Source organism: Undibacterium sp. Di26W, assembly GCF_049340265.1.
GTDB lineage: Bacteria > Pseudomonadota > Gammaproteobacteria > Burkholderiales > Burkholderiaceae_D > Undibacterium.
In genome coordinates, this window is sequence record NZ_JBMPOR010000064.1 from 1 (window position 1) to 892 (window position 892).

Sequence of the window (892 nt, forward strand, 5' to 3'; positions counted from 1 at the left end):
CCAAAGGCACACTGATCATCATGGTCATCATGTCCATGGGCAGCTGGTACATCCTCATCACCAAAATCATCGACCAGGTCAAACTGTCTGGCCAGGCAACTGAAGCCCGCGCCAAATTCTGGAAAGCCTCCTCCGTGCAAGCCGGTGCGTCTTCCCTGAAAGAAGGCAGCCCATTCCGCTTCATCGCTGACTCTGGCATCAAAGCCACAGAACACCATGAAGGCGCATTGCTGGAACAAATCGACTTGAATACCTGGGTATCCATGTCCATCCAGCGCGCTGTGGAAAAAGTCCAAAGCCGTCTGCAAGATGGTCTGGCCTTCCTGGCAACCGTTGGTTCCACTGCACCGTTCGTTGGTCTGTTTGGTACAGTATGGGGTATTTACCATGCGCTGACAGCCATTGGTATGTCTGGTCAGGCATCGATCGACAAAGTAGCCGGTCCTGTGGGTGAAGCGCTGATCATGACGGCAATTGGTCTGGCAGTGGCTGTTCCTGCGGTTCTGGGTTACAACTTCCTGGTACGTCGCAACAAGAGCGCCATGGAAGAAGTCCGTGCCTTCTCCGCTGACCTGCATTCTGTAGTATTGTCCGGCAACATGGGCAAGACAGCAGCTAAAAAATAAGTCGTATCAGGTTTAAGTTAAACCAAGACCCTTAACCACAGAGACACAGAGACACAGAGAAAAGTCACAGAGAACATCAAAAGAGAATGAAGCACCGTGCAGGTGATATCGTAAAAGTGATGAAAGTCACGACTTACCAAGAGGTTTTCCTCCTGATTTTCTCTGTGTCTCTGTGCCTCTGTGTTGAGCGGTCTTAAGGGTTTAAAGCGTAACATCGAAAGAGAACACATTATGGCAATGGCAATTGGCAATGATGGTGATGGCGA

1 protein-coding gene is annotated in these 892 nt (G+C 50.2%); it reads left to right on the forward strand.

The features are described 5' to 3' along the window. On the forward strand, positions 1-626 hold a 626-nt coding region (locus tag ACO0LM_RS28620; RefSeq protein WP_423042342.1), incomplete at its 5' end, for a MotA/TolQ/ExbB proton channel family protein. Between the last annotated feature and the right edge of the window lie 266 nt (positions 627-892).